This is a genomic window from Plantibacter sp. VKM Ac-2880, assembly GCF_015351235.1.
GTDB lineage: Bacteria > Actinomycetota > Actinomycetes > Actinomycetales > Microbacteriaceae > Plantibacter.
Map to the genome: position 1 here is coordinate 49,671 of NZ_JADKSJ010000003.1, position 25,518 is coordinate 75,188.

Sequence of the window (25,518 nt, forward strand, 5' to 3'; positions counted from 1 at the left end):
TCACTGCCGAATGGAGGACAGCGTGGACCGGCAACCATGGGTGTACGAGAGGTCGGCAGACGGCTCTGCGCGCTTCGTGCTGGGAACGGTCGGGTCAAACCCGCTCATCTGCTTCGGCATCAACCCCAGCACAGCCACGCCGAACGCTCTCGACCGCACGGTCACACGTGTGAGCAGATTCGCTGCCCGCAACGGCTACGACAGCTGGACGATGCTCAACGTCTACCCCCAGATCGCAACCGACCCCAGGGATCTCGACCGCGAGCAACGAGAGGCCCTGAGGGCGGAGAACGAGTCGCGCATCGCGACTGCTCTCGGTGGCCAGCCACGCACGCTCCTAGCCGCCGGGGGTGGACTCATCGACTCTCGGACGTACCTCTCCAGCTTGCTCCGGCCCATCGTCCAGCTCACCGCGGATGCGGGTTGCGACTGGATGTCCCTCGGCCTGCCAACCAAGCTCGGGCACCCCCGGCACCCGTTGTACGTGCGCGGCGATACCCGCCTGCAGGTGTTCGACATCGAGCGGTATCTGCGCGACCTCTAGGAGATAGCTGTCGTCGCCACCGGGCGCCGACGGCGGTGGATCGCGCTTGCGCCAGAAGCAGAGGCGCGTATAGTGATAAACGTCAGATTTATCATTATCGCTTGGAGAATCATGCGCATTCAGCCTGCCCTCGGCCAGCTCGTCCGACTGCTCCCGCCGTCCCATCCGCTCCGTGACGACCCCGCGCGACTGGCGCGCATCGCGCTCGCCTACCGTCACACCCCCGGAGATCCCGCCCTCGCCGAGCGCCTCGAACACCTGGGCGCGATCGCCTTGGCCCAGGAGCTCCTCGATGCCCCCGACGGTGCCGAGCTCGCCCAGCTGATCGCCACCGACATCGCCCGCACCGATGCCGTCAACGCCATCACCCTGATCCCGGGCGACGACACCTGGCCCACCGCTCTCGACGACCTCACCGACGCCGCACCGTTCGTCATCTGGGCCCGCGGCAACCCCCAGCACCTCGCCACGGCAGACCGCGTCACCCTCGTCGGCGGACACGAGCCCACGAGATACGGGCGCGCGATCGCCAACGACTTCGCCGCCGGCCTCGCTACCCGCTCCTACGCGATCTGCACTGGAACAGGCACCGGCACCCACCAGGCCGTCGCAACCGCGGCGCTCGCCGCAGGAGGGCCCCTCATCATCGCCCTACCCGGCGGGATCGGCTCAGCTGCAGCCGACGTCGACGAGACCGTCATGGAACAGATCCTCGACGGGCACGGCTGCATCATCAGCGAGCACCCGCCCAGCGAACCCGCCACGCGCCTCCGCGGCATGAACCGCAACCGCCTCCTCGCCGCCCTCACGTCCGCCACCATCGCCCTCGAATGCGGCGAGCGCAGTGATGCGATACAGGTTGCCGGTCACGCGCGGGTGCTGGGTCGGTTTCTCGGGGCGGTGCCGGGTTCGGTGTACAGCCCGGCTGCGGGTGCGCATCGGTTGATCCGTGGGTTCGGTGCGGAGTTGGTGACGCATGTGGACGACGTCGACGAGCTCGTGCGTGGTGTGAGTGAGACGTGGCGGGATCTGGGGTCGTGGTCGGGGAAGGCGCCGACGTCGGCGGTTGGTCGGCGGGTGCAGTGAATCGCCGTGGAGGCGATCTCGGACCGTCGTGTCCCAGTTCGTCCGATCGGTGTGCCCCTTCTAGGTAAGGGGCGGCGATTCGGCTGTTCCTGCTGGCTGTGGCAGCCGGGTGTTGATCGGGCGGGGTGTGGGCATGGGTTCTATCGGTGGCGACGTCGTGAGGGCGTCAGCGAGGCGCTCGGGCGCCTTGTCTGCGGGTTCCGGGTGGTGTGGGCGATGAGTCGTCGTCGTGAGCTCACGCTGTCGCAGGCCGTGTCCGAGGGGGTCGCGTGCACGCGTCCCTGGGGGTACTTCTTTCCCCCGGTGCCGTTGGTTTCGCCCGAGGCGCGGCTCGTCATCGTTCCACCGGGGACGACTGCCGGCCGACACCGTCTGTGGCTGCTGTCCGCGACGTGGCAGCGCTACGCCTGGGTCCTCGCGCTGACGGTGTTCGCAGCGACGCTGCTGTTCACGCGCGCCGAGTGGATCTTCGTCATCACGGCCGCCGTCGCCGTTTGGTTGCTCGGTTCGACGCTCATCCACGTTCTGGCCAGTCGGCAGCCGCAGCGGCCGCGCGAGATCCGCTCTCCCATCGCCCGCACGCGCCGTGGGTTCCACCCCGCCGACGGGCCCTTCATCGAGCTGCAGACGCACCTGAACTTCCTCGACGCCCTCGAACGAGAGGGCCGCATCAGCCCAGCCCAGTACGCACAGGAGTGGGCCGCGATCTACCGCGCCCTGCCCTCCTCAGAACGAAAGGCGACACGACCATGACCACACCGCTGCGCATCATCACCATTCGTGAGCCCTGGGCGCACCGCCTCATCCACGACGGCAAGGATGTGGAGAACCGAGCCCGCAACATCGTCGGCGCCTACCGCGGACCGATCCTCATCCACGCCGCCGGCCGCGTCGACCACGATGCCCTCACCGGCGCCGAGCGCCAGAAGATCAGACCGGGCCGGCTCCTCGGCGTCGTGGAACTCATCGACGTCCACCACGCCTCCACCTGCGCCGACACCACCAACGATCGAACCTCCACCGGCCTCTGCTCCGAGTGGGCCGAAGACGACTGCTTCCACCTCGTCATGCGCAACCCCCGCACCCTCACCGAACAGATCCCCCACGCCGGCGGCCTCGGCCTCCGCCACGTCACCCCCGACCTCGCCGCCTGGGTATGGGACCACCTCAACGACCCCGCACCCTGGCTCTGCGCCCAAGACCACGGCCCCACCCGCTGCTCCTGGTGCGGCCAGACCACCGCCGCCGAGGGGGTGCGTCGTTATGCCTGAACTCGGCCGCGCCGCCCTCTTCACCCTCCTCGCCGACGGCCGCCACTACGTCGACATCTTCACCGAAGGCGAACTCCCCGACGACCCCGAACGCTGCGCAGAACGCGCGCTCGCCGCAGCGGCCACCGTCGAGCCCGACGCGATGTTCTCCATCGCGGTGAACGAGCGGGCACGCGATCTCATGATGGGCCGGCGGATGCGGGCTCTCGGGTTCTCAGACCTCGACTACAGCCCGATGTTCCCGCGCGAGCGCTACATGGCGGGGCCGGTTCCATCGTCCCCATCTGCAAACGAACACGTCCACGAACGGAGCCTCGCATGAACCTCGATCGCACTCCCAACCCCCGGGGCGGGGTGCCGCGCGCGTCCTGCGACAACGTCAGCTTCCCCTTCGCGAACGTCGGACGCGGGGAACTCATGTGGGTACCCAAGCGGGACCCGCATCTCCTGGTGGCAGGTTCCGACGGAAGCGGGAAGACGTTCCTCGTCCGGCACCTGCTGGATGAGGTGCGAACAGCCGGCTGGGAGACCTGGATGGCCGCAGGGACGGCGAACGCCGTACGCGACGATGCGGGCGTCGACCGGCTGGCAGAGTCGGAGAACGACCGCCAAGCGCTCGTCGACGACGCCCACACCGTGATGGTCGACCGCTACCGGCGCCGCACCGAGACGCCGCTTGAGTCGGTGCGCCCGATCTTGTTTGTGATCGAAGAGCCCTCCCGCCTCCACGAGGAGGCGTTCGAGAACCTGACAGCGCTGGCCATGTACGGCCGATCCGTGGAGGTGCATCTGCTGATCACGATGACCGACCTCGATGGCCGACTCCTCGCCGGACACTTCCGTGACGTCCTCTCACCGTGCATCGGACTCGGCCAGCTTTCCCAAGCCGCTTCACGAATGCTCTTCGGAGATCCCTTCACCGGCTCAATGGCCGGCCCCGGTACCGGGCACATCATCGGACACCACGGGCGGCCCCGCCCGATTGGCATCGAGGCGAGAGGCTCCGGGATGGCAGAGGACGCACAGGAGGGAACGTCATGGTGACGGCGAACCAGGCTCGAACGATGCTCGAACCTCATGGCTTCGTCCACCACGAAGCGCCAGGATTCATCGGATTCCACCGCACACACACGGACGGCCGCAAGCAGCTGCTCCACCTGTTCAGCTGGTCGAACCCGAAGCACGCAGACGCCCAAGGTATCCCGCACTCCTACGTCGTCATCGCACTGATGATCGACGCCTCCAAGCTCCCCGGCGAGAGCGGATTCCACGTCCAGGAGGACGGCCGATTCACCGTCATCGTGAAAGGCTTCGGGGGACACCCTGTCCGCACCTGGGCGGAGGTCTCCGACGAGATCATCGAACGGATCCTCCCCGCGCTCGACCTTCCTGAGCCGACCGGCAGAGCGCTGCTCACCCGACTGCACGAGACGAACCACCTGCCTCCGAAGAAGGAAGACGCCATGAAGAACCTCGACTGGGATCCCTGCATTGTCGACCCGGAGAAGCCCGCGGCGCCGCATCTCATCCCGGTCGAAGAGCGCGAGCGCCTTCAAGCCAGCTGGCTCGCCAACCTGCGCCCACACAGGCCTGAGGACATGCTCAGCGACGGTGATCGATCGGACGTTTTCGATCTCATGGTGGCGCAACCGGGTGTGCTCCATGGCCGGCTACGCCATCATCCCCGGCAAACGAGCGACGCGTCACGAGAGGACATCTGACATGGGGAACGCCGTCTACGAAGAGCGAAGCAACGACCGGTGGGCTGGCTACGGCGTGCCGGCCGTATGCGACCTCGACGGATGCACCACGGGAATCGACCGCGGGCTCGGCTACAAGTGCGAAGCTGGCCACGCGGATGAAGACGCCTGGCTCGAACTGCCCGAGGACCAGCGCGATCCCGAGTTCGAGGACTCGGGATGCGGCTTGTTCTTCTGCACGGAGCACCTGTACCGCGCCAAGCTCCACGCCGACGCGACGGCGAAACCGGACACCGCAGAGTGGAACGCGCACATGCTCACCGACGAGAGCTGGCGCCAGTGGCGAGAAGAGAATCCCGCACGGGTCGAAGCGCTACAGCTGGCGGCCGGATCAGGCACTGCCGACCTCGTGTCCGGCTCATGAGCGCCAAGATCACCACCCTGCGTCCATGGGGTCCGCGTGAAGCGCACAGCCCGAACGGTGGCTACGGTCCGACCTGCGACTGGGGCGGCTGTGATGACTACACCGAAGCTGTCGTGCTCGTCGACGGGCAGTGGATCTCGATGTGCGCCCCGCACAGCGTCGAGCAGCTCGGAGGACGTGCTCCGCTCCAAGACAACCCGGAATCGCGGCTGGAGTGCGTCGCAGACGCCAGCCCGTCGAAGCCCGCACCGGTGAGAGCGGCAGTCCAGTGGGTACCTTCCGGCAACCCGCTGGACGGCATCCCCGCCGAGGTGGTCCGCCTGCTCGCCGCCGACGACGGACGAACGTTCGGCTACGGCTACGGACCAGGCCGGTCGATGATCTTCCGTCACGAACACGGGGAGGTATCGCTGCTCCCCGGACAACGGATCGCCAAGGGACAGGGAGCTGCCCACCTCCGCACCAACACGGACAGGCCATCGATCAGCTCTCTGCGGCTGGTCCAGCAAGACCCCATGATCCTCGAGGCCCTCGCCTCAGCCAGGGACGCAGGACTCATCGTGGAGATCAAGCCAAGCGCCAACGGCCGCGACGTCACCGTCCTCATCCGCTCGCGTGCCGCCGAGACGCGCGCCGGCGCAGTCGCGTCCTAAGTCGGCGACCGCGCCTTGAGCCGCGGCACCGCAGTAGACGAGTGCGCGGCGCCGTCCTGGCTCTAGGCTGGCCGGATGTGCGGACGTTTCGTCGTGACCGAATCCAGCTCGGCCCTGCTCGCGGACCTCGTGACCGACTTCGAGCCCCCTCGGCCGAACTACAACGTCGCCCCCACAACATCGGTGACGGTCGCGCGAACCTGGGAAGGTGAGCGCACCGCGCCGGCGGTCCGGTGGGGGTTCGTGCCGAGCTGGGCGAAGAACTTCACCAAGCATCGGCCACAACCGATCAACGCACGACTGGAGACTGCGTCAAAATCGCCGTTGTTCCGCAAGGCGTTTGCAGTTGGCCGGGCCCTGGTGCCTGCCGCCGGGTACTACGAATGGACCGTCACCGAGACGGGCAAACAACCGCACTTCATCCACGACGAGAGTGCGCCGCAGGCCATGGCCGGCCTCGTGAGCGCCTGGCCGGATCCCGCGAAGGACGAGGACGACCCCGACAAGTGGCGGTTGTCTATGGCCATCATCACCCGCGACTCGCATGTGGCGCCGGGGGAGGTGCACGACCGCATGCCGGCATGTCTGACGCCGGACGCGTACGACGACTGGCTGGGCGATCACCTCTCCGTCGACGAGCTCCTGCAGCTGCTCGACCGGGAGTCGTACGCCGTCGCGCACGACCTCACCCACTACGAGGTCACCCGCGACGTGAACAGCGTCCGCAACAACGGGCCCCACCTGATCGAGCCGCTGCCGTGACGCACGAGATCACCTACAAACGAGGCTCGGCACCGGAGGGAGAGCCGCACGACGCGCTGGTGCAGTTCGGCGCTGCTCAGCTCCGCGCAAACGCGGTGGAGGGCGGTCTGTATCTTGCGCATGTCGAGACTCCAGAGGAGCTGCAGCGCACTGGCATCGCCTCTGCGTTGTTCGCACGGCTCCACCAGGAACAACCGACGGTGATCGAGTTCTGGACTCACGCCGCCAGCCTCGACATGGATCACTTCCTCCGCCATCTGCGCTCGACCTACTCGTCCCTGACGTTCCACGCCATCGGAGACGACGACGACGACCTCGCCGATGTCGAGTACGGCTCGTAGGCTTGAGCGGTGAAGATCCTCGCTACCGTACGTGACCGCGCCGCCATTGAGGTCGAGGTGTCCGCACCCGATGTCGCTGGCATGCGATCCACGGTGCTCGCCGAGCGAACAGATGGCCATGAGCTCGCAGCGCTGCGTGGCAGAGGCCGCGTCGATGGGAACCTCGGGGGCACCGCGGTGTCCCGTCTCAGTGTGCCGGCGGGGAGTAGTACGGCCTAGCCGTGGAGCCGTTGACGATCAATCTCTGTGCGCTGTTGACGCTGCGCATCCACTGGTCTTGTAGGGGCATGGGCTGGGGCGTGCGTCAGGGTCGAGCGCGCGCACGGTGATTTCCGCTGATGCCTGGTAGGGAGGGTGTGTGGTTCACACGCTGCCGATGGGCGAGGGGCTCTTCCCCCGCGTGGATGCGGCCTTGGCTGGGCGACGCTGGCGGGGTCGTCCGGCGGTCAGCATCATGATCACTCCCGTTGCGCCGAGCGCGCTGGTGAGAGCTGTCAGGGTTATCCATAGGTCCATTGGTCATCGAACGGTGCTCGTCCGCCTCCTTCACTGGAGGGACGCCGGTCGGGGCTGATCGTGACGTGATTTGCCGAATGAAAGCGCTCTAGGGGTTCATGAGCAGCCATGCGAGGGTGGCGAGGAAGATGAGGCTGAGCACGGCACCCACGATCGGCCCGACGGCTGACCATCTGGCCAGATGGCACCGGGTTGCCGGCTCATCCTGATGCCCTGTGCTGCGAGCAGTAGCGGTACTCAGCAGGCGAGCACTGAGCAGGTCCACGTTCCTCTATCTCGCGCAGCTGATGCGATGAGGGAGTTAGAGACCGCAGCGATAACGATACTGAGGATTGCGCAAGCCCGCTCCGAGAATGGTTCGTTCTTCGCGCCCATGGTCATGCGTTAGCGACTGACCTTCGCGAACCGTTCTCCCGAGTCGGAAGTCCACCTGGGGATGAAAGTGTGATGAGGCACCTTGTGGCGGGGGAGCTGATGCGGTTCGGTGAGAACATTCGTTGTGAGCATTTCGGGATCGCGGCGAACGGTGGTCCGCACGTCCGCCGAGGAGCGGGGTTGTCCGGGTGAGTGATACCCCGGATCAACCCCGCTTTCCCGTGACGGCTGCGAACACTCAGCCGAGGCGCCAAGAGTCGGCAACGCGAAGCGCTTGCTCGAGACTATGAACGCCGAGCTTCTTGTACAGGGAAGCGAGATGGCTTTTCGCCGTGTGTGGGGACACATGCAATGCCGCGGCGACTTCCTTGATCGAGCGGTGCTGGTCGAGCACGTCGAGGACTTCGCGCTCCCGTCTGGTGAGTCGGATGGCCTCGGCTCTTGAGTAGACCTCGTCCGGCAGCTCGCACGGTAGTGATACTTTTCGGGCGAGCTCGCTTCGGATGCTCGGATGAGCTTCGACGACTTCGCGGAAGCTGTGTGTTCGGAGGACGGATTCGGCTGCCCGCTCGAGTGATTCGGCGGAAGAGGAGGTGTCACCGAGGATGTGTTCTGCGGCCGCCTTGATGATCAGCAGCGCTGGTGCCGTGCGGTGGCGGCCGCCGTGGAGCTGCTGCGCAGCGGAGACGAGGCTCAGCGCACGTTCTGGTCGCCCGGTGAGGAGAGCGAGGCGTGCTTTCGCTGACCAGACCGCTTCGTGCGCGCTTGTCGCTGCTGGGTCTCGCAGGACGTGTGCTGCAGCTTGATAGTTCTGTGTGGCCATGTAGAGGTTCGCGAGATCCACACGAAGCGTGCTCCCCGCAAGTGTGCCCGCGCTTGTCAAGTCTCGGTGATGGTCCAGCACGTCCTCGAGCACAGCTGCGGCGAATGGTTGTTCAGATCCGGTCAACGCTGCTTTCGCGTGGATGTGGGAGCTGATCCACCAAAACTCGCCCGCGCCAAACTCTTGGTCGCTGCTCTCAACGTCCGTCGTCGCAAAGCTCCCCAGCGCGATGAGTGTTTTGGCGTACTCCGCAACGGTGCAGTAGAACGCATGCATCGGGCCGGTCGCCTGGTCTGAGCGCGGAACCTCCTTGAGGACGAGCTCAGCTTGCGCGAAGTTGCCGAGGAGCGCGTAGGCAAGCGCCGCGAAGTTGCTGACGTGCGGGGCACAGGGGTGGCCCGTGGCCTCGGCGCGTCGGGTCCCCTCCATGAAGATTCCGATAGTGTCGCGTAAGTTGCCGCGGAGCAATTTGACCAGCCCTATTCTGATGAACACGGACGGGAGAATGTCGTCGAACCCGTCGGTGTCCTTCGACTCGGCTATCAACCGCAGCGAAGCGTCCGCTTCTTCGTCGGCGTCTGCGATTCGGCCGGCGGCGATGAGGGCGCGCAGCTGGGTCTGCATGACCCCGAGACGGTCCCGGGCCGCTGGGACATCTTGCTCCTCAACCCAAGCAGCGAAGCGGTCGAATATGGCGGCGGGAATGAGTGCGTATGGGTTCGTTGCCGCCTGGGCAATGGCTCCAGCCATGAGGTACCGGGGGTTCTCCCACAACCACACCTCCGGAGCTGCGGCGAAGCCCTCCAGCAGCGCTTCGGGTTCAACGAGCAGACGTGCGAAGAAGCTGGTGTCGACGGCAGCAGCGAATGCGGCCCAGTCCTGCGATTGCGCCATTGCGCTCATACTCAGCCTAGGCATGGAGTCCCCTCTGGACGCAGAGAGGTCGCCGGGGCAATCTCATCGCAGACAGGGTCCGGGTATGCGTTGTGTGCTCACGGTAGACCCCCTGCTCACTTGCAGGGCCACCCAGTGCCAAGTCGTGACCGTATCCGGGTAGTTCCGGCAGAACTCCCAGTAGTTTCAACAATCGACTGGAGGCGGTCTCCGAGACGAGCGCCTCGCGGGTCTCGTCGGCCACCACGTTCCACCGCATCGACATGCGCGCTTCTCCCTTGATCGCGGCATCCGAACAGGTGAAAACAGCGCGAGGTCACACCGTCCTCGGACACACAAATGAGTTCCGGATTGGTACGACGACCAAGAACACAGATGAGCGTAGGGGCCGAGTAAGGGCTTCCCCTACCATGATGAAACTCATCCCGGTATGAAGTCGAGGTGAAATGGGGGGCATGTTTCCCCCCGTTCCTAGGAAAAAACAACACCTGTCAATTTACTGAGAACGCTGGTCGACCCTTGCGTGTTGGTCTTTCGGCGACTCGTGCACTCGTACCGCGACAGGAAGATCCCGACATGAACAGACTCCGCCCAACCTCCGGACCACCCGGAGCTGTCCAACTCGGTCAGGATCTACGCCTCGCCGCATTCAGTACGCCGTTTCGAGGATCAGCGCTGCTGCTAGCGCTCGCAGTGCTCGCCTCTTCGCTCTTCGGCCTCGGGCTGGCTGCGTTCGGCGGTGCCTCCACGGCTAACGCGGCCCCTGGGGATGCGTTTCCGCCCAGCGAGCCGCTCGTTTTCGTTGCACAAGGTAACCCGACAACCCTCTACAAGTCGACGACTAATGCCGCTGGCGATGTGACCTTCGCTGCGGAGGGGCCGACGTCCGCCTCCGTCTACAACGCGATCTCCTACAACACCGCCGATAACTACCTCTACGGCATCATCGTGCCCGGATCCCCCGGGCCCATCCCCGGGAACTCGTTGATCCGGATCGGTGAGGGCGGCGTCGTCACCCAGGTCGGCACGGCTACCTTCTCCCCAGGCCCTTGGAACGTCGGTGCATTCGGGCCGAACGGGTACCTCTACATCACTAGTTCTGTAGCGGGCACAGATACGACAATGCTCGCAATCGACGTCACCACCGGCACGATTGCGCAAACCATCACGCTTAGCGCCCCCAATACGACTTCGGACCTCACCTTCGCCAACGGGTACTTCTGGGGTGTTACGAACGCTGGCTTGTCAACTCAAGGCATCGTTCGCATCGACCCGGTCTCTGGAGGTCTCTCCACCTTGCCCTTGCCCGCCGGCATGGCGCTGGACTCGCAGGGCTTCGGTGCCGCGTGGACCTTCGGCAACGGAAACCTGGGCTTCTCTGCCAACACCTCCGGTACCGTATACCAGCTCTCTGTCGTAGACCCCGCCGCTTCCGCTCCGACAATCACCCTGGTCTCGACGAAATCTGGACCAGCCAGCGGGAACAACGATGGAGCGGCCTCCCCGGGTCTACCGACCGACCTCGCGATTGTGAAGACAGGGCCCGCGACGTTCACTCCGGACGCAGGAACGTTCACGTACACGCTCACAGTCACGAACAACGGTCCGGGCAATTCCAGCGGGTACGTGGTGGACGACTCTGTGCCGGCACCGCTAACCAATGTCGCATCACCGGACGCTGCGTGCACGGTTACGGGCAACGACGTGCAGTGCACCGGTGGTACCCTCGCTGTCGGCGCCTCTGCCAGCTTCACAATCACCGCAGCGATTCCCGCGGGCGTTACCTCCCCCATCCAGAACACAGCGACCGTGACCGCGAACGAGGCCGACCCGGTCGCAGAGAACAACACGTCGTCCACGACGGCCGTCCCCAGCAGCATCACGGTCCTGAAGTCCGCCGGCACGCCGGAGGACGTCAACGGTAATGGGCTCACCGACGTCGGCGACACTATTCAATACAGCTTCCTGGTCACCAACACTGGACAAGTTGCACTGTCATCGATCACTGTCAACGATGCGAAGGCTGGGGCGGTGACATGTCCCGAGGCCACGCTGGTTCCTGGCGCTGACGAAACGTGTGAAGCAGCCGCGGTATACACGGTTACTGCTGATGATGAGGCTGCTGGTTCGGTCGATAACACGGCGACCGCGTCTGGTACGCCGCCAGGGTCGACGACCCCGATTACGTCGACCCCGTCGACCACGACCACACCGGTTGAGGCTGCGGATCCGTCGTTGACGGTGGACAAGTCCGCGTCGCCTGATGGCGCGTCGACGTTCACGGTGGGGCGGACGATCACGTACTCGTTCCTCGTGACGAACACCGGCAATGTGCCGCTTGACGACATCTCGATCGATGAGACTGCGTTCGATGGTTCCGGTCAGATCTCTGAGGCAGTCTGCCCGCCGGCTCGTCTGGCTGTTGCTGACACGGTGACTTGTACCGCGTCGTACACGGTGACGCAGGCCGATGTTGACAACGGTGGCATCACGAACACTGCGATCGCGAACGGAACCCCTCCGGGTTCTGCGACTCCCGTGCCGTCGAACCCGGACACGGTGGTTGTGCCAGCACCCAACTCTCCGTCGATGACCATTGTGAAGTCCGCGGACCCGGCCTCGGCCGGGAAGGTCGGTGACACCATCACGTACACGTTCGTGCTGACCAACACCGGCAACGTCACCTTGACGGATGTCACCGTGAACGAGGGCGAGTTCTCTGGAACCGGTGAGCTTTCTGAGATCAGCTACCCCACGAGGACGCTGGCGCCAGGAGAGTCCACTTCCGCGACGGCGACGTATGTGTTGACGCAGGCGGATGTTGACGCTGGCGCGGTCACGAACTCGGCGACGGGAACTGGGACTCCGCCCAGCGGTCCGCCGCTGGATCCGACCCCGCCGTCGGAGACGACCGTGCTCATCGAGCCGGACCCGTCGCTTGCGATTGTGAAGTCGGCTGACCCGACGACGGTCGCTGCTGCAGGTGATGTGGTGACGTACTCCTTCGTGGTCACGAACACCGGCAACGTCACCCTCACTGGCGTCACGGTCGCTGAGACTGCGTTTTCCGGGACCGGCACCGCACCGATGATCACGTGCCCTGTTGGCCTTGCTTCGATGGCACCCGGTGCGGTGGAAACCTGCACCGCAACGTATACCGCCACGCAGGCTGATGTTGACGCCGGCTCGATCACGAACAGTGCAACCGCGACAGGCACCCCGCCCACAGGTCCGGCAATCACCACGTCGCCGTCGTCCGCGACCGTCACTGCCGGCCCGACCCCGGGACTCACGATTGTGAAGTCCGCGGACCCGGCCTCGGCCGGGAAGGTCGGTGACACCATCACGTACACGTTCGTGCTGACCAACACCGGCAACGTCACCTTGACGGATGTCACCGTGAACGAGGGCGAGTTCTCTGGAACCGGTGAGCTTTCTGAGATCAGCTACCCCACGAGGACGCTGGCGCCAGGAGAGTCCACTTCCGCGACGGCGACGTATGTGTTGACGCAGGCGGATGTTGACGCTGGCGCGGTCACGAACTCGGCGACGGGAACTGGGACTCCGCCCAGCGGTCCGCCGCTGGATCCGACCCCGCCGTCGGAGACGACCGTGCTCATCGAGCCGGACCCGTCGATGACCATCGTGAAGTCGGTGTCTCCTGGCGATGCTACGAACTTCAAGGTCGGTCAGGAACTTACGTACTCGTTCGTGGTCACCAACACCGGTAACACGACGCTGACGAACGTCACCGTCAACGAGGGCGAGTTCACCGGATCCGGGACGCTGTCGGAGATCACCTACCCCAAGCGCACTCTGGTGCCGGGGGAGGCGCTCACCGCGACGGCCACGTATGTGCTCACGCAGGCAGACGTGGACAACGGGCAGGTCCGGAACACGGCAACGGCAACAGCGACCCCGCCGGACCCGAACACCCCGCCGCCGACAACACCACCGTCGGAGGTGAACGTTCCTTTGGACCCCAAGCCCAGCGTCACCATCGTGAAGTCCGCGAACCGTGATGCGGTGACCGCTGCCGGCCAGGTCGTGCAGTACTCGTTCCTGATCACCAACACCGGCAATGTCACCCTGCGCGACGTCACCGTTGCTGAGGGTACCTTCACCGGCACCGGACAGCTGTCCGCGGTGAGCTACTCGACACGGGTCCTGGTGCCGGGCGAGTCGACTGTTGCGACGGCCAGCTATACCGTCACCGCGGCCGATCTGCTGAACGGCCCGATCAAGAACACCGCGACCGCGACCGGCACCCCGCCCGGAGGAACCCCGATCGATTCGCCGCCGTCGAGCGTGTCGATCTCGGTGCCACCGAAGCCGCCGCTGGCCTCGACCGGTGTCGAAGGAACCAGCCTCCTCATCGGCGGCTCTCTCGTGCTGCTGCTCCTTGGAGGTGCGCTGGTGATCCGGAACCGCCGACACAGCAGCATGCGCTAACCACCAGCCGCCGTCCGCTCACCACGCGGACGGAGGCCCGCATCACGAACTGGTGGTAGCTCCGGAACGCTCAGGGCTGCCACCAGTTTCGTCTCACCCGGAAGCCGACCCCTCATGCGTCGCACCACCACCAGCAAGATGTTCCTCGCCTCAACCATCCTGCTCGCCGGCACCCTGACTGGGTGCACCAACAACACCCCTGACAACCGCTCGAGCGCAACACCCGCCGTGACCAGTACACCGCTGTACTCCGCCGAGGGGCTCCCGCCCGGAGCGGTCGGCGCGACCGAGATCCCAACCGATGTCCCCAACGACCCCAAAGCCCGCAAGAACGTCTCGACCACCAGTTGCACAGCAACGGACGACGGCTGGACCATGACTGGGACCATCGCCAACACCACCAAGAACGACACCAGTTACACCCTCACGGTGTTCTTCACCACCGCCACCGCCACCATCCTCGCCACAACGACGACGGTCGTGGACGTTCCTGCCGGAGAAATCAGGTACTGGGACGGGACTGCGGCCTTCGCCGCGCCCGACGGCACCAAATGTGTTCTCCGCGGCGTCGCAGCTTCCTGATCGTTATGAGCGCGAATACCGCCCCCGTTCCCGTGGCATCGAGGCGACTCGTTTCGAGGGTCACCTGGCGTCATGACGCGCGTCAACGTAAGACGCAAGCCTCCCTCGAACACACCATCCTGACGTTCGCGGCTGAGCGACCATCGACCAAGCTGTCGGTTACCGAGATCACCGACAACGCCGGCATCAACCGCTCCACGTTCTACGCGCATACCCCCAACCCGACCGCGTTCCTCCGTGCAGCCATGCGGCGTCGTTTGGAGTGGACCTCACGGGAACAGATCTCAGGCCCTCTTTCGGTTCATGAGCTGATCGAGCAACTGCTCGACCATGTGCGGCATCACCAGCAGGTCTACGTGACCGCGCAACAAGATCCTGCGGCACACGCGGCGCTGCGAGATGGTCTGGCCGACTTCACCCAAATGCGGCTGATCGGAACACCGTTCCGGCTTCCTGCACCTGTGGCCTCCCTGATCGCCGTGACCATCACTCACGCCATCTATCCGGAATCGCCCGCGGGCACCGGCTACACCGCCGAAGCCAGTGTCGGCCTCATGCGAGAAGGAGCTCGCACCGTCACCCACCTGCTCGAGCAGGAACCGATGGTGGAGCTCGACGAGCAAACGCGATCGGCATCAAAACCTGCACCTCGGGAGGTAACGCCGCGACGAGCTGAGATTCAGAAGGTGCCGACTACGCCCGCGCCACAGAGAAGCGCTCCAAGCGTACTCACCACCACGGCACTGCACAGAGCAAAGGAGAGAGTCATGCCGCCACGACGCGACGACAGCCCTTGGGTGCGACTTCGAGCAGCTATCGAGGCTGACTTCGTTGATGGTCTTCAGCGCCCCCTCACAATGAATCATCTCGGGGTCCGCCTGCACATGAGCAACACCTCGATCACACGCCGCATCGTGAGCGGCGTATTCACTGCCCAGCTGGTCGACAAAGTGTGGGTCATTGACGTTGAAGCAAGTCGAGCAGCGATCGGCGCTGCGATGTGGACTATCACCGAACGGCGGAAGGACAGACACCGCAACGAACTAGTTCACTAGGCCAGGAAATGGCTTTTGCCCGCTGTGATGAGTGCTCTCTGCTTCCGCACATCTCATTAGCCGCGCACACGCCTATCCACGGACAATGGCATTGTGGACGAGGTTCATTGCGATCTGTGCGATGAGCGTCGGGGACCCAAACGCACGGGTGGTGTAGCCGCTGGTCGAGATGGAGATGTCCCGGTGCTCGGCCAGGGGGAGGAGCGTCTCGGTGACCTCCTCTGTGACGAGGGAAGAGGTCGACTGGCTCTGAAAGGAAGACTCTCCGCTCGGCTCGGCTGAAGAGAAGAAGTGCTTCAGCCAGAGCGATTGCTCGATCGTTTACTGCTTCGAGTTGGTTGAAGACAGCGGTGGCGTCTCGGTCGGGGGCTGCAAGTGCTACCTCGAGAACTGTCCGCGTGATACTGAGGGGCGTTCTGAGCTCGTGGGAGGTGTTGGCTGCGAAGCGTTGTCCTTCTGCGACTTACCGATGGTCTCCGAATCTCATCGGCGCGAGCAGACGCGGAAACCGTGAGCGGTGCTCATCCAGTGGTGGAATCCCAACGCGAGTGCGAGGTGTGTCACCAGCAAAAGGGGTAGTGCCCCTGAGTCGGGAACCGTGGAGTTCAGCTAGCGGTGTAGCCAGGCGCTGAAGCCCTGAGGTGTGTTCGTCCACTGTCGGAATCCTGACGCGAGCGCGAAGTACGGCAGAAGAAGGGCTGCGGCCACCGCGAGCAGCCAGACCGGATGCCCGAGCACGATGACAACGATCCCAGCGGCAACGGCTGCGGCGACCCAGATGGCCACGGCGGTTCGCTTCCGTCGGAATCGGGTTTCAGGACTATTACGCATCTCATCTCCCATGGCGCGAGGTTAGGCTTCGGAACAGGAGTTCGCCTGTGAAAAAGTGAGTGGTGAGGATCTCGCGCACTACCGGGGGCTCCCTGATCATCCAGCGCGCCAGAGGGGTAACCCAGGATCGACGCTGAGGCCTGCCGCGCGCTCCGTTGGAACGACGGGGAGATGCGCCTTTTCACGCGCGGTGGGTGGTCAGCAGGCGGATGGAGGGTGTCGGAACACCGACTGCCACGGTGCGCGCGCGTACGACGGACAGCCGCTGGCTTCGGTAGCAGCGTCACGCGTCAACAACCTCCTGGCCAGCAACAGCTAGGGTGTGTCTGACAATACTGGCCGTTCTGTCCAAGGTCACCTGATGCTTGGTTCGCAGGTCGGGTGCATGGCACCTCAACTCGGCTGAAGCGGATCGGTTGCGCGGGTGTTGTAACGGTGGGCGGTCTCGGGGCATGTACTGGGTATGAGACCTCTTGCTCGAGATCCTGACCGCGAGCGGCGATTCGCCGTCCTCTACAACACCGCGTACACGGACGTGTTGCGTTTCGTACGCCGCCGTTCGCCTCTAGATGTGGCCGAGGACCTCGCTCACGACGCATTCTTGATCGCGTGGCACCGCTTCGACCAGGTGCCGCGAGATCCCGACGGGGCCCGGGCATGGCTGTTCACGACAGCCCGCAACTGCATCTTGGCCAATTATCGTACGCGACAACGCTACGAGCAGCTCGGCATCCGCATCGCCGATTCCACACCTCACATTTCTGGGGAAGACGCCTCGTCCGCGGCGTTCCGCCTCGACCTGATCGCCGCGTGGAAGACACTTCCGCCCGCGCAGCAAGAAGTGCTCGCGTTGGCGCTGTGGGAACAACTGCCCGCGAAGGCATCCGGACAGGTGCTCGGCATCAGCGCCGCAGCCTACCGGGTCCGGCTCCACCGCGCCCGGACGGCGCTGCGCGCAGCGCTCGGCGGGGAACCCAGCCTCTCACCCACAGCTATCGCCCCTCAAACGGCGGTTGCGACTCGACCTTCTGCGACGACCACGGAGATGACCGCATGAACCAGCACGACCTCAACAACACCCTCCACGCTCTCGACGCCGCGCCCGAACCGGTACTGGATGACACGGCTCGTCGCCGCGTAGCGAACGGTCTGGACCAGATCCTGGCCTCCACACCGGAGCACGTCGACACTGGACGCCGGCCCCTTCGACGCTGGGCGCTGCCTCTCGTCGGCCTTGCCGCAGCGACCGTGACCGGCATGGCGCTTATCAGCACGATCACTCCCACTCCCGCCTATGCGTCCTGGACCCCGACCCCCGTCACCCTGACGGCAGCTGAACTCGCAATCGCCGGGCCAGCCTGCACGAGCGCCGGCGGGCGCCCGGACGCGGACGTTGTTCTCGCGGAACGGCGTGGCGAGTGGGTCGCAATCGCGGCGCTGACCGACGAACCTGGCACGATCTCGTGCCTGCTGTATCTCCCCGAAGGCGCGATGCAAGCGGAGCATGTCAGCGCCGGCTTTGGGGGCGGCCAAGGCGCGATCCCGACCGCAGGACAGTTCACAGGAGGCTCTATCGCGCAGTTCTCCGAGACGGGGTTTCTTGGGATCGCGGTTGTACCCACGGTCGCGATCGTCGTCGGTGACGTCGGCCCGGACGTGACAGCGGTGGACATTACCATCACCACGGGAGATGTCGTCACTGCGACCGTCGCCGACGGTCACTACATTGCTTGGTGGCCAGGCAGCGCGTTCGGTGATGGCACCGAGGGCAACGGCGGTCCTCGCCCGGACTTGCGTTACCGCCTCACACTGGTCGACGGACGCACCATTGACAACGCGCAGGCAACCCTCCCGCAGTGATGGACAGGACGAGGCCAACCTGGGTGCTTTGTCCTCGGCAGCAGCGTTGGTGACGCTTCGGGTCTTGTGTCAGGAGGAGGCCTCGTTCGGACCAGCTTTGCTGTGTGACTACGGCAGCCTGTCGAGGTCGAAGGGCTGCTCGGGCGTCCGGCTTCCCGAGAGCTGTCTACTCGCTGGCGCTCGAGCGTACCGCGGAGGAAATGATCGCTCTCCGGGTGGCGATGGTACCAATAGTAAGGGCGGTCACGAGCGCGCTGAAACTGACCAACGCGGCCCCTGCCGCCCAGATCGTGAATTCGCCGGGCGTCCCTGCGTCGGTGGCCTGGAACTGCGCGCCGGTGAGGATGGCGGCGATGACGAGAGCCCAAAGAGCGGTTAGTGTCGCACCGTATGCGAGCCACGGCAGGCGCTTGGAGCCGACCCGATCGGCAACAGTATTCGCCGCATGATTGGCGAGGCTGAGCACCCCGACGGTCGAGACGATTGATGCGAGGGCGCCCACAACGTGGATGACTGGATCCCAGGGTCCGGAGGGCGGAACGTTCGAAACGAGCAGCAGTCCCATCGCAAGCATGGGAACACCCAGGGCGAGTTGGGCTGCGATCCTAGCCGGGGTCAGGCGCATTCTGGTGATCATTGTGTCTCCTCGTTTGGATACTTCCAGAGTGCACCCAACCCAGCGTCCGCGCGTCCGGCTTCAGGATGATCCCGATCATCCCGCGAGACGAGGTGGTGATTCTTGAAAGGATCGCTCGATGCTCCGACGACATCACCGCGGGACGAAGGACGCGGCTCCGTCGAGACAGAGATCGCTTGAGACGCCAAAACGGCGTGCGCGACTGCTAGCTCGAGATTGGCTTGCTTGCGACGGTGACGTGAGGGTAGAACAGGACGCAGGGCGACGAATTCGTGCGATCGTGCAGCTTCGAGGGCCTCGTCGCCGGCGCTCCTGGGACAGAGGTATCAGGGCGCTTGGGTCTTTTCCAAGGGCAATCCTCTCGCTGAGGCGATGATGTTGCCTGGGCTTATTGGGTGTCGGGGCTAACGGTGGGTGGTTCCTGGGAGCGATGGCCCGGGGTTGGCGCCAGGGAGGATGACCGACACTTTGAGTCCTCCGGAGGGCTGTGGCGATATGGTTAGGCGTCCATCATGTGCATGCACGATGCTCTTTACGATCGCGAGGCCCAGGCCCGTGCCGTTGTGTCCGCCTCGGATGCGATCCGTGCCTCGTCTAAAGGGTTCTGTCAGCGTCATCGCGAGTTCAGGCGATGCCGGTGCGCCTGTGTTTTCAACGGACAATGTCGCTAGGTCTGGGCCGTTGCTTGAGGAGATTAGTGTGGTTGTAACGTGGACTGTGGCGCCCTGAACATTGTGGACAATGGCAATGTGGACGAGGTTCATTGCGATCTGTGCGATGAGCGTCGGGGACCCGAACGCACGGGTGGTATAGCCGCCGGTCGAGATGGAGATGTCCCGGTGCTCGGCCAGGGGGAGGAGCGTCTCGGTGACCTCCTCTGCGACGAGAGAGGTCGACTGCCTCTGAGAGAAAGACTCTCCGCTCGGCTCGGCTGAAGAGAAGAAGCGCTTCAGTCAGAGCGATTGCTCGATCGTTTACTGCTTCGAGTTGGTTGAAGGCAGCGGTAGCGTCTCGGTCGGGGTCTGCACGTGCCACCTCGAGAACTGTCCGCGTGATACTGAGGGGCGTTCTGAGTTCGTGGGAGGCGTTGGCTGCAAAGCGTTGTCCTTCTGCGACTTGAGCTTCGACGCGTTCGAGCATGACATCGAAGGCGTCGGCAAGTTCGCGGAACTCGTCCGTTCGACCTTTGAGGTGTATCCGGTGCGAGAGATGCCCGGATGTTGCTTTGCTCGTTGCGTCGCGGATGCGGGTCAGCGGAGCGAGCATGACGCCGGCGAGGAGCCAGCCGCCCACGAGTCCGACGAGAAGGATTACGGCCATGAGCGCTCCGGCTCGCGGGAAAAACGCTTTGATGAGCGCGATCCATGGAGGCGTCCGAGTCGGGCATCAAAGCGGTGGTTCCCGCTGCTGATGATCAGAAGCCCACCGGAGATACCGTGGATCACGTGGCGGAAGGCAGGAGGTCTCGACGTTCCCGGATACAAGGGCTGAGTACGTCAACCTGAACCCGCCCCACTCGGTGTGATGCCCGCCCAGGTTGTTGATTCTGCTGATGGGCGGGCCGCTGATTGCGGAGTGGAACCTGTGGTGATTATCCCGCCCTGCCATCATTTCGGGCGATCTCTCTCGATACCGTCGAGGGCGACCGGTCGATGCTCGTCGCGATCGTCCGGGCCGTTGCTCCCGCGGCTGACCTCTTCCCTCTCCTGCGAGCTCAGCTGTCGTTGGTTACGGCGTCGCTTCGGGGGCGGATGCCACCGTGGAAAGCCAGTACTGCCCGCACTGACGACGGACTCGCGCCCAGAGCACGGCCGATCAGCCAGCCCGGCTCACCCCGCCGCTACCTATCCCACAGCGCATCCTCTTGCCCGCTCGTGAACCTCACACGCACCTCCGGACCAATCATCTCGGGTGGTATGTTGACCAGTTGAGACCGCCACCGTTAACGGGTCGGCTTCGTCCACACGAGCGCATACCTCCACAGGGGCAGCCGTCGCCAGTTCGCTCCCGGCAGGACTCGGGCGGCGCTCCTTCGCACGTCGGCGTACGTGTGCAGTGGTGGCGCCGTCGGTGCGGAGTGTTCCCAGACGCCGAAACGTCGAGCGAGACGTCGATGCTGAATGAGTCCCGCAATGTCGTAGGCATGGTCGAGCAGTCGGGATGATCGGGCCAGACCGATGACAGCGACGGTGCCACCCGGGGTGGCGAGTTCGGCGAGTCGAGTCAGCGTTCTATCGAGGTCGGGCAGGTGGTGGATCGTCGCGACGGAAGCCACCACGTCGAACGAGGCAGGCATGAGCGGATAGGTCATGACGTCGCCCTCGACCCAGGTGACGTCCGGCTGCTGGCGACGAGCTGATTCGAGTACGTGAGCGTCAGGATCAATTCCGGTCACCTGAGGCACGAGCTCGCGCAGCTCCATCGCCAGGAGCCCGTCTCCGGTACCGGCGTCGAGCGCGGTGCGTGCTCCGGCCGGCACGACGTCGAGGATGTGCCGGTGGTAGTGGATGTTGTGGTTCCAGCGGACCGCCGGTGCATCTTCCATCGGTCAAGTCTGCCTGGTCTCCAGCGACGGCTGCAATCGGTCGTTTACGGTGGGAGCCGTGTATGGGTCGGATGACGAACGGGAAGCGCTGACGGCGGCCGAGCGGTGCGGCATGTGCGCAGACACGCGCTTGGCGAACGAGCCCAGTGCCCTCGTCGCAGCGACCGGCACGAGCTGCGTACGGCTCGCTCGGAATCAACACCCTGCCGAATACAGCCTTGTCATCTTTGAGAACCGGTGATCGACATGTCGGGACTCCCTCCAGACGAATTCGCGAGGCTATAGGCAGATGTGCAACGAGCGGCGTGCGTCATCGTTGAAGTCTTCCGAGTGTCAGAACTGCTGTCCGCGAAACTGTCCGGGATCGAGATCCGGCCCGCGCTCTTGAAAGCGAAAAGTCCTGAACACCGTTTTGAACGGTGTGGAAATTGTCCGAGAACGGCCAGTATTTGCCGCGCGTAGCCACCCCGCTCCCGTCGGCCTGATGTGGAACCTACGAATGATGGTGATTTTCATCACAACTGCATCTATCTCGATGATGCGCCGTCCGGAAGCGTCTCGCTCACCTTCACCTCGATGAGCTTCCGGAGCGAGGAGGTCTCGGTCGTGAGTGCTTCGATGTGCGCACTGGTGATCGCTTCGGTTACGGCCTCCTTTTGCTCGACGCGCTCGACGATCCATGAGGCGAGAGTGGCAGCGACGACGCCGATGAGGGCGATCCCGCCGATCATGACTCCGACGGCAACCAACTGTCCGGTGTACGTCGCGGGGAAGCCGACGGTGGTGATGGTGGTGATGGCGGCGAATGCCCGCCAGAGGGCTTGGCCGAGTGTCTGGATTGAGCCGTCGCCGCCGCGTTCAGCGTCAAGGACCGCAAGACCCGCGACGTACACCAGGAGGGTGGATGCGCCGGCGGCATAGATGATGACCCGTCCTCGGAAGGCGGCGCCGGCGGTCCGGTTCAGGATCGCCAGGAGCGTGACGAGCCGGAGCAGGCGCAATGGCCGGAGCATCGGGAGGACGACGATCGCGAGGTCGAGAAGGTGTGTGTAGAACCATCGCCATCGTGGTCTCGCGAGCACGAGATTGACGACGTAGTCGGCCGCGAAGGCCACCCACGTCGCCGCGATGATGACCTCGGCGACGCTTCCGCCGGGTTCGGCGATCACCTCGTAGGAGTATGCCGCGAGGAAGACGACTGCAGCGATCGTGAGGGGCCATTCAGTGAGCTTCTGCCAACGTGCCTGAGTCATGCCGCGAGCGTATCTGGAGGAGCCATCCGCGTTAGCGTGGGTGGCGGACTATTCTTGCGCCGTTTGATCGTGCGCACAGAAGGCCTTCGGAGTCATTCCCGCTTGCTCGCTGCGCTGGAATCCGTGCCGTCGGAGCATCAACCATGCATGGTCGCTGCTACTGCGACATACCAGCGGCTGTGCGCGTCGGACGCGACATTGGCCGTTATCACACTCGTCTGGATGTGATTCGGGGTGACAACACCTGCTCATCCCGCGCGACCCGCGGAAACCTCCGAGCCAGCGGCATCAAAGCTGTGATCCCCGAGCCCGACGATCAGAAAGACCACCGAAAACGCTGCGGATCGCCCGACGGAAGACCATTGGGTATGGTCGTTGCCGGTTCCAAGGCCCGAACCTGATCGAACGCCTCTTCTGCGATATCAAGCAGTGGCGCTGTCTTGCCACCCGCTACCATAAGCAGTTCCCGACCTACGGCGCTGCCATCCTCCTCAACACCGCTTGGACGAAGGAACTGTTAGCGCTTCTAAAGATCAAAGCGATGCGGGATGACGCCATCTTTCTCTCCGTAGGGGATGAAGCCCATGGCCGAGTAGTAGGCCAGCGCGCCCACGTTGTCGGCGCCGATACTTGCGTCGACATGTCGCAACCCGGCGGCCTTCGCGGCAGACAACGAGATGGCGAAAAGGCGTCGCCCTACGCCGCTCCGCCCAACACCGGGGTGAATATGCGTGCCGATGATTCCCCACCCCGATGGTACGCCGTAGGGGTTGCCCGGCCACGCGCGTTTGAGCGACTGGAAACCGACGATGCGGCCGTCCTGATCAGCAACCGTGCACGCGACAGTGCGCTCAACGTCAAGGTAACGTTCCCTGATCAGCGTGACATCCACAGGATTCGCCCGGAGCCCAGCGCGATAGATCGCATTCTGCACCTCTGCCATGTCCTCGGCGTCAGTAGGGTCGGCATTCCGAAACTCAATCACAGGTCAAGCTTCTCATCTCTTCTGAAGCTCCTGCTGTCGGACTGCACAACTGCTCCCTCGCTCAGTAGTTCGGCCACGGCAACGTCGGTCAGACACGCCCTAAGTATGATGTCCCCGAGGAGTACGGGAACTTCGGCGATCAACAACATCTATGTGAGCTGCTTTACCTCCTAGGTTCGCGCGCGGCCCACGTCTGTCATCGGTTCATGGTCCGGCCACTGCTCTCGTCTCCTGGCCAGGAGATGTTCTTGATGGTTGCTGGCACTCCGTGCGCGGCCATCGCTCGAGCTGGTGACCGCTCCCTTTCAACCAGGCAGGCAGGCGGGGATCTGCCCAACCGGGGCCGATCTGCGCTCACCACACAAACGAGTGTCTGGGCCGGGCCAGCGATGTGCGTGTCATTCGGCGCACGCGGCCGTTGCCGGGGCATGAGCATGTGCCCTGCACAATGGGCATATGACGATAACAATGCGAGTGGCTACGGTCGCAGACGAAGGGTGGCTCTTCCAGCTCCACGAGGATGCCCACCGAGATCTAGTTGAGGCGGCCTACGGGCCGTGGGTCACGGCGCAGCAGGAGGAATTCTTTCGCCCGCTTATCGATGACCATGAGGTGTTCGTTATTGAGCAGGGAGGAGTTGCCGTCGGTGCGGCGTATCTGGGTATCCGAGGCGGTGACACCTGGCTCGAACTCATCGAGGTGACTCCGTCTCGTCAGGGTGAGGGGATCGGTGCTGCCGTCCTCAGCTGGGTCGTTGAGAGGTCCGAGCTAGCAGGGCGAGGGACGCTGCTTCAGGTCCATAAGCTCAATGCACGAGCGAGGCGCCTGTATGAACGGGAAGGTTTCACGGTCAATGGTGCGACGGACACGCACCATCTGTTCCGTCACGCATAGTCCTGGCGCGGACCGTTGGCAAGTGGCACGACGGGGGGATCCTGGTACTGGGCCTCGACGAGATTCTCGTGCTCGCCGACGAAATCGTTGGGCTGCGGGTTAGGCCAGTTCGACTCGCGCCGCTCGAGCCGCATCTCCGGTCTCCGATGGCCCCAAGCCACGCCGGTAGCGTGAGGCAGTTGAGCCGAGGGGGCTACCTATGGATACGGTCCGTTGTGGTGCTGCCGTCGGCGTGGATTGCGTATCGCGCATGGCGGCGCGTCAGGCAGCATCACGGACGTTCTCCGAACCGTGGCGACAAAGCCCATCGTTGTCGCGACGCTCCTTCTCCTCGCCTCGCGGCTTTCGCCCCCTTGCCACGATTCTCCTGAACCCAGTAATCGCGGCTGGATCCGCTACTCTAACGATCTACATCTCACACACCGTGGCGAGTGTCCCGACTACCTTCCTCATCATGGCCGAAAAAGACCCCGCAACGATTCCATGGTGAGGGCTGGTGCCCGGGGCATATGCCCTCCAAATCGCCACTGTTCTGCTCTTCGGGCCGCTCCTTAGTCGGCTGCGCCGACGAGGACCTGGCGAGATCGCTATGAGCTCTCTCGCGTATCTCGGTGCGAAGCGGCGCCGCTGATGATTTCAGCGCGCGTCCGCTGGCACGGCGAGGCCGTTGCGCGTGATCAGGCAATGCCGGGTGACGGGCTTGAGTTCGGCCGCCGCCGTTCGTCGTTCGTCGCCGCTCAGCTCTTGTCGCCCGGATTCACCGTCGGTGGCGAAACAGATGACCCGCTGCTCAACGCTGAAGGGCCGGTCACATGGTGCAGGAACGGAGAGTCTTGCCCCCACTGTCTCTCCGGACCCTAGCCATCCGATGCAGGCTCTCGTCGGGTGATGACCTGCCCACAGCATAGACCCCGCGAACACCCCGCGTCCGGTCGGATGCGCGAACAGTGCCGCAGGGGAGTCGCCTCGCTGATCGGTGCTGCGCCCGGCGGGTGGGCGCGCGTATGGTGTGGCGCACGACGCACGCCTAGACCC

General features: G+C 64.4%; 27 protein-coding genes and 1 pseudogene. 17 read left to right on the forward strand and 11 right to left on the reverse strand.

Translation table 11 applies throughout. The features are described 5' to 3' along the window. Positions 1-22 precede the first annotated feature (22 nt). From ITJ57_RS18850 to ITJ57_RS18900, 11 genes are all read left to right on the forward strand, one after another. Positions 23-544: a DUF1643 domain-containing protein gene (locus ITJ57_RS18850; protein ID WP_194671593.1), complete on the forward strand. Its 522-nt coding sequence runs from the start codon at positions 23-25 to the stop codon at positions 542-544. Positions 545-655: 111 nt separating this feature from the next. Continuing rightward, positions 656-1,630: a DNA-processing protein DprA gene (locus ITJ57_RS18855; protein ID WP_194671594.1), complete on the forward strand. Its 975-nt coding sequence runs from the start codon at positions 656-658 to the stop codon at positions 1,628-1,630. A gap of 216 nt (positions 1,631-1,846) precedes the next feature. Further along, on the forward strand, positions 1,847-2,383 hold the full coding sequence (locus ITJ57_RS18860; RefSeq protein WP_194671595.1) for a DUF6611 family protein: 537 nt from the start codon (positions 1,847-1,849) through the stop codon (positions 2,381-2,383). Further along, positions 2,380-2,901 (forward strand): hypothetical protein, encoded by a 522-nt coding sequence (locus ITJ57_RS18865; RefSeq protein ID WP_194671596.1) that lies wholly within the window; start codon positions 2,380-2,382, stop codon positions 2,899-2,901. Before ITJ57_RS18860 ends, ITJ57_RS18865 begins: the two co-directional genes overlap by 4 nt. After that, positions 2,894-3,223: a hypothetical protein gene (locus tag ITJ57_RS18870; protein ID WP_194671597.1), complete on the forward strand. Its 330-nt coding sequence runs from the start codon at positions 2,894-2,896 to the stop codon at positions 3,221-3,223. Before ITJ57_RS18865 ends, ITJ57_RS18870 begins: the two co-directional genes overlap by 8 nt. Beyond that, positions 3,220-3,945, forward strand: a complete 726-nt coding sequence (locus tag ITJ57_RS18875; protein ID WP_194671598.1) for an ATP-binding protein — start codon at positions 3,220-3,222, stop codon at positions 3,943-3,945. The genes ITJ57_RS18870 and ITJ57_RS18875 overlap by 4 nt, the downstream gene beginning before the upstream one ends. 185 nt (positions 3,946-4,130) lie before the next feature. Then, positions 4,131-4,622 (forward strand): hypothetical protein, encoded by a 492-nt coding sequence (locus tag ITJ57_RS18880; RefSeq protein ID WP_194671599.1) that lies wholly within the window; start codon positions 4,131-4,133, stop codon positions 4,620-4,622. A gap of 1 nt (position 4,623) precedes the next feature. After that, on the forward strand, positions 4,624-5,025 hold the full coding sequence (locus tag ITJ57_RS18885; RefSeq protein WP_194671600.1) for a hypothetical protein: 402 nt from the start codon (positions 4,624-4,626) through the stop codon (positions 5,023-5,025). Then, a complete protein-coding gene (locus ITJ57_RS18890) occupies positions 5,022-5,678 on the forward strand; it encodes a hypothetical protein (RefSeq protein ID WP_194671601.1) in 657 nt (218 codons plus the stop codon). The genes ITJ57_RS18885 and ITJ57_RS18890 overlap by 4 nt, the downstream gene beginning before the upstream one ends. A 75-nt stretch (positions 5,679-5,753) precedes the next feature. After that, positions 5,754-6,440 carry an SOS response-associated peptidase gene (locus tag ITJ57_RS18895; RefSeq protein WP_194671602.1) on the forward strand — a complete coding sequence of 229 codons (687 nt, stop codon included), beginning with the start codon at positions 5,754-5,756 and terminating at the stop codon, positions 6,438-6,440. Then, positions 6,437-6,781 (forward strand): hypothetical protein, encoded by a 345-nt coding sequence (locus ITJ57_RS18900; protein WP_194671603.1) that lies wholly within the window; start codon positions 6,437-6,439, stop codon positions 6,779-6,781. The genes ITJ57_RS18895 and ITJ57_RS18900 overlap by 4 nt, the downstream gene beginning before the upstream one ends. Before the next feature lie 1,129 nt (positions 6,782-7,910). Here ITJ57_RS18900 and ITJ57_RS18905 read toward each other — a convergent pair. Next, positions 7,911-9,389: a LuxR C-terminal-related transcriptional regulator gene (locus ITJ57_RS18905; protein ID WP_194671604.1), complete on the reverse strand. Its 1,479-nt coding sequence runs from the start codon at positions 9,387-9,389 to the stop codon at positions 7,911-7,913. 576 nt (positions 9,390-9,965) lie between these two features. Between ITJ57_RS18905 and ITJ57_RS18910 the strand changes: the two genes are divergently transcribed. The 3 genes from ITJ57_RS18910 (at position 9,966) to ITJ57_RS18920 (ending at position 15,478) form a co-directional block, all read left to right on the forward strand. After that, the gene (locus ITJ57_RS18910) at positions 9,966-13,841 is read left to right on the forward strand and encodes a DUF11 domain-containing protein (protein WP_194671605.1); all 3,876 of its coding nucleotides are present in this window, start codon (positions 9,966-9,968) and stop codon (positions 13,839-13,841) included. Between the two features lie 114 nt (positions 13,842-13,955). Then, a complete protein-coding gene (locus ITJ57_RS18915; RefSeq protein ID WP_194671606.1) occupies positions 13,956-14,423 on the forward strand; it encodes a hypothetical protein in 468 nt (155 codons plus the stop codon). A 5-nt stretch (positions 14,424-14,428) separates the two neighbouring features. Beyond that, positions 14,429-15,478 (forward strand): TetR/AcrR family transcriptional regulator, encoded by a 1,050-nt coding sequence (locus ITJ57_RS18920; protein WP_194671607.1) that lies wholly within the window; start codon positions 14,429-14,431, stop codon positions 15,476-15,478. On the opposite strand, the gene ITJ57_RS18925 is transcribed toward ITJ57_RS18920, so the two are convergent. Further along, complete coding sequence (locus ITJ57_RS18925; protein WP_370582509.1) at positions 15,432-15,881, reverse strand: hypothetical protein; 450 nt, start codon at positions 15,879-15,881, stop codon at positions 15,432-15,434. The genes ITJ57_RS18920 and ITJ57_RS18925 overlap by 47 nt on opposite strands. A gap of 206 nt (positions 15,882-16,087) precedes the next feature. Beyond that, complete coding sequence (locus tag ITJ57_RS18930; RefSeq protein WP_194671608.1) at positions 16,088-16,264, reverse strand: hypothetical protein; 177 nt, start codon at positions 16,262-16,264, stop codon at positions 16,088-16,090. A 508-nt stretch (positions 16,265-16,772) separates the two neighbouring features. Here ITJ57_RS18930 and ITJ57_RS18935 point away from each other — a divergent pair. Both ITJ57_RS18935 and ITJ57_RS18940 read left to right on the forward strand, forming a co-directional pair. Next, positions 16,773-17,366 carry an RNA polymerase sigma factor gene (locus ITJ57_RS18935; RefSeq protein ID WP_194671609.1) on the forward strand — a complete coding sequence of 198 codons (594 nt, stop codon included), beginning with the start codon at positions 16,773-16,775 and terminating at the stop codon, positions 17,364-17,366. Further along, positions 17,363-18,169 carry a hypothetical protein gene (locus ITJ57_RS18940; RefSeq protein WP_194671610.1) on the forward strand — a complete coding sequence of 269 codons (807 nt, stop codon included), beginning with the start codon at positions 17,363-17,365 and terminating at the stop codon, positions 18,167-18,169. The genes ITJ57_RS18935 and ITJ57_RS18940 overlap by 4 nt, the downstream gene beginning before the upstream one ends. Positions 18,170-18,335: 166 nt before the next feature. Here ITJ57_RS18940 and ITJ57_RS18945 read toward each other — a convergent pair whose 3' ends face one another. From ITJ57_RS18945 to ITJ57_RS18975, 8 genes and pseudogenes are all read right to left on the reverse strand, one after another. Then, positions 18,336-18,806, reverse strand: a complete 471-nt coding sequence (locus ITJ57_RS18945; protein ID WP_194671611.1) for a hypothetical protein — start codon at positions 18,804-18,806, stop codon at positions 18,336-18,338. Positions 18,807-19,210: 404 nt separating this feature from the next. Beyond that, complete coding sequence (locus tag ITJ57_RS19560) at positions 19,211-19,570, reverse strand: HAMP domain-containing sensor histidine kinase (protein WP_228507589.1); 360 nt, start codon at positions 19,568-19,570, stop codon at positions 19,211-19,213. Beyond that, positions 19,458-20,126, reverse strand: a complete 669-nt coding sequence (locus ITJ57_RS18950; protein ID WP_228507590.1) for a HAMP domain-containing sensor histidine kinase — start codon at positions 20,124-20,126, stop codon at positions 19,458-19,460. The genes ITJ57_RS19560 and ITJ57_RS18950 overlap by 113 nt, the downstream gene beginning before the upstream one ends. A 271-nt stretch (positions 20,127-20,397) precedes the next feature. Beyond that, positions 20,398-20,487, reverse strand: a pseudogene (locus tag ITJ57_RS19910) (helix-turn-helix domain-containing protein); the annotation flags it as partial. A 261-nt stretch (positions 20,488-20,748) separates the two neighbouring features. Beyond that, a complete protein-coding gene (locus tag ITJ57_RS18960) occupies positions 20,749-21,351 on the reverse strand; it encodes a bifunctional 2-polyprenyl-6-hydroxyphenol methylase/3-demethylubiquinol 3-O-methyltransferase UbiG (RefSeq protein ID WP_194671612.1) in 603 nt (200 codons plus the stop codon). A gap of 527 nt (positions 21,352-21,878) precedes the next feature. Next, entirely contained in the window at positions 21,879-22,604 is a 726-nt protein-coding gene (locus ITJ57_RS18965; protein ID WP_194671613.1) for a potassium channel family protein, read from the reverse strand. A gap of 526 nt (positions 22,605-23,130) precedes the next feature. Then, complete coding sequence (locus tag ITJ57_RS18970) at positions 23,131-23,547, reverse strand: GNAT family N-acetyltransferase (protein ID WP_194671614.1); 417 nt, start codon at positions 23,545-23,547, stop codon at positions 23,131-23,133. A 38-nt stretch (positions 23,548-23,585) separates the two neighbouring features. Then, positions 23,586-23,738 (reverse strand): hypothetical protein, encoded by a 153-nt coding sequence (locus tag ITJ57_RS18975; protein ID WP_194671615.1) that lies wholly within the window; start codon positions 23,736-23,738, stop codon positions 23,586-23,588. 307 nt (positions 23,739-24,045) lie between these two features. Between ITJ57_RS18975 and ITJ57_RS18980 the strand changes: the two genes are divergently transcribed. Continuing rightward, on the forward strand, positions 24,046-24,483 hold the full coding sequence (locus ITJ57_RS18980) for a GNAT family N-acetyltransferase (protein WP_194671616.1): 438 nt from the start codon (positions 24,046-24,048) through the stop codon (positions 24,481-24,483). Positions 24,484-25,518 lie beyond the last annotated feature (1,035 nt).

Coding starts and splice junctions, on each gene's coding strand:
- ITJ57_RS18960 (WP_194671612.1), bottom strand. CDS start 21,351: ATGGAAGATGCACCGGCGGTCCGCTGGAACCACAACATCCACTACCAC.
- ITJ57_RS18885 (WP_194671600.1), top strand. CDS start 4,624: ATGGGGAACGCCGTCTACGAAGAGCGAAGCAACGACCGGTGGGCTGGC.
- ITJ57_RS18935 (WP_194671609.1), top strand. CDS start 16,773: ATGAGACCTCTTGCTCGAGATCCTGACCGCGAGCGGCGATTCGCCGTC.
- ITJ57_RS18980 (WP_194671616.1), top strand. CDS start 24,046: ATGACGATAACAATGCGAGTGGCTACGGTCGCAGACGAAGGGTGGCTC.
- ITJ57_RS18910 (WP_194671605.1), top strand. CDS start 9,966: ATGAACAGACTCCGCCCAACCTCCGGACCACCCGGAGCTGTCCAACTC.
- ITJ57_RS18890 (WP_194671601.1), top strand. CDS start 5,022: ATGAGCGCCAAGATCACCACCCTGCGTCCATGGGGTCCGCGTGAAGCG.
- ITJ57_RS18875 (WP_194671598.1), top strand. CDS start 3,220: ATGAACCTCGATCGCACTCCCAACCCCCGGGGCGGGGTGCCGCGCGCG.
- ITJ57_RS18860 (WP_194671595.1), top strand. CDS start 1,847: ATGAGTCGTCGTCGTGAGCTCACGCTGTCGCAGGCCGTGTCCGAGGGG.
- ITJ57_RS18855 (WP_194671594.1), top strand. CDS start 656: ATGCGCATTCAGCCTGCCCTCGGCCAGCTCGTCCGACTGCTCCCGCCG.
- ITJ57_RS18865 (WP_194671596.1), top strand. CDS start 2,380: ATGACCACACCGCTGCGCATCATCACCATTCGTGAGCCCTGGGCGCAC.
- ITJ57_RS18950 (WP_228507590.1), bottom strand. CDS start 20,126: ATGGCCGTAATCCTTCTCGTCGGACTCGTGGGCGGCTGGCTCCTCGCC.
- ITJ57_RS18940 (WP_194671610.1), top strand. CDS start 17,363: ATGAACCAGCACGACCTCAACAACACCCTCCACGCTCTCGACGCCGCG.
- ITJ57_RS18905 (WP_194671604.1), bottom strand. CDS start 9,389: ATGGCGCAATCGCAGGACTGGGCCGCATTCGCTGCTGCCGTCGACACC.
- ITJ57_RS18965 (WP_194671613.1), bottom strand. CDS start 22,604: ATGACTCAGGCACGTTGGCAGAAGCTCACTGAATGGCCCCTCACGATC.
- ITJ57_RS18975 (WP_194671615.1), bottom strand. CDS start 23,738: ATGTTGTTGATCGCCGAAGTTCCCGTACTCCTCGGGGACATCATACTT.
- ITJ57_RS19560 (WP_228507589.1), bottom strand. CDS start 19,570: ATGAACCTCGTCCACATTGCCATTGTCCACAATGTTCAGGGCGCCACA.
- ITJ57_RS18915 (WP_194671606.1), top strand. CDS start 13,956: ATGCGTCGCACCACCACCAGCAAGATGTTCCTCGCCTCAACCATCCTG.
- ITJ57_RS18880 (WP_194671599.1), top strand. CDS start 4,131: ATGATCGACGCCTCCAAGCTCCCCGGCGAGAGCGGATTCCACGTCCAG.
- ITJ57_RS18870 (WP_194671597.1), top strand. CDS start 2,894: ATGCCTGAACTCGGCCGCGCCGCCCTCTTCACCCTCCTCGCCGACGGC.
- ITJ57_RS18970 (WP_194671614.1), bottom strand. CDS start 23,547: ATGGCAGAGGTGCAGAATGCGATCTATCGCGCTGGGCTCCGGGCGAAT.
- ITJ57_RS18895 (WP_194671602.1), top strand. CDS start 5,754: ATGTGCGGACGTTTCGTCGTGACCGAATCCAGCTCGGCCCTGCTCGCG.
- ITJ57_RS18920 (WP_194671607.1), top strand. CDS start 14,429: ATGAGCGCGAATACCGCCCCCGTTCCCGTGGCATCGAGGCGACTCGTT.
- ITJ57_RS18945 (WP_194671611.1), bottom strand. CDS start 18,806: ATGATCACCAGAATGCGCCTGACCCCGGCTAGGATCGCAGCCCAACTC.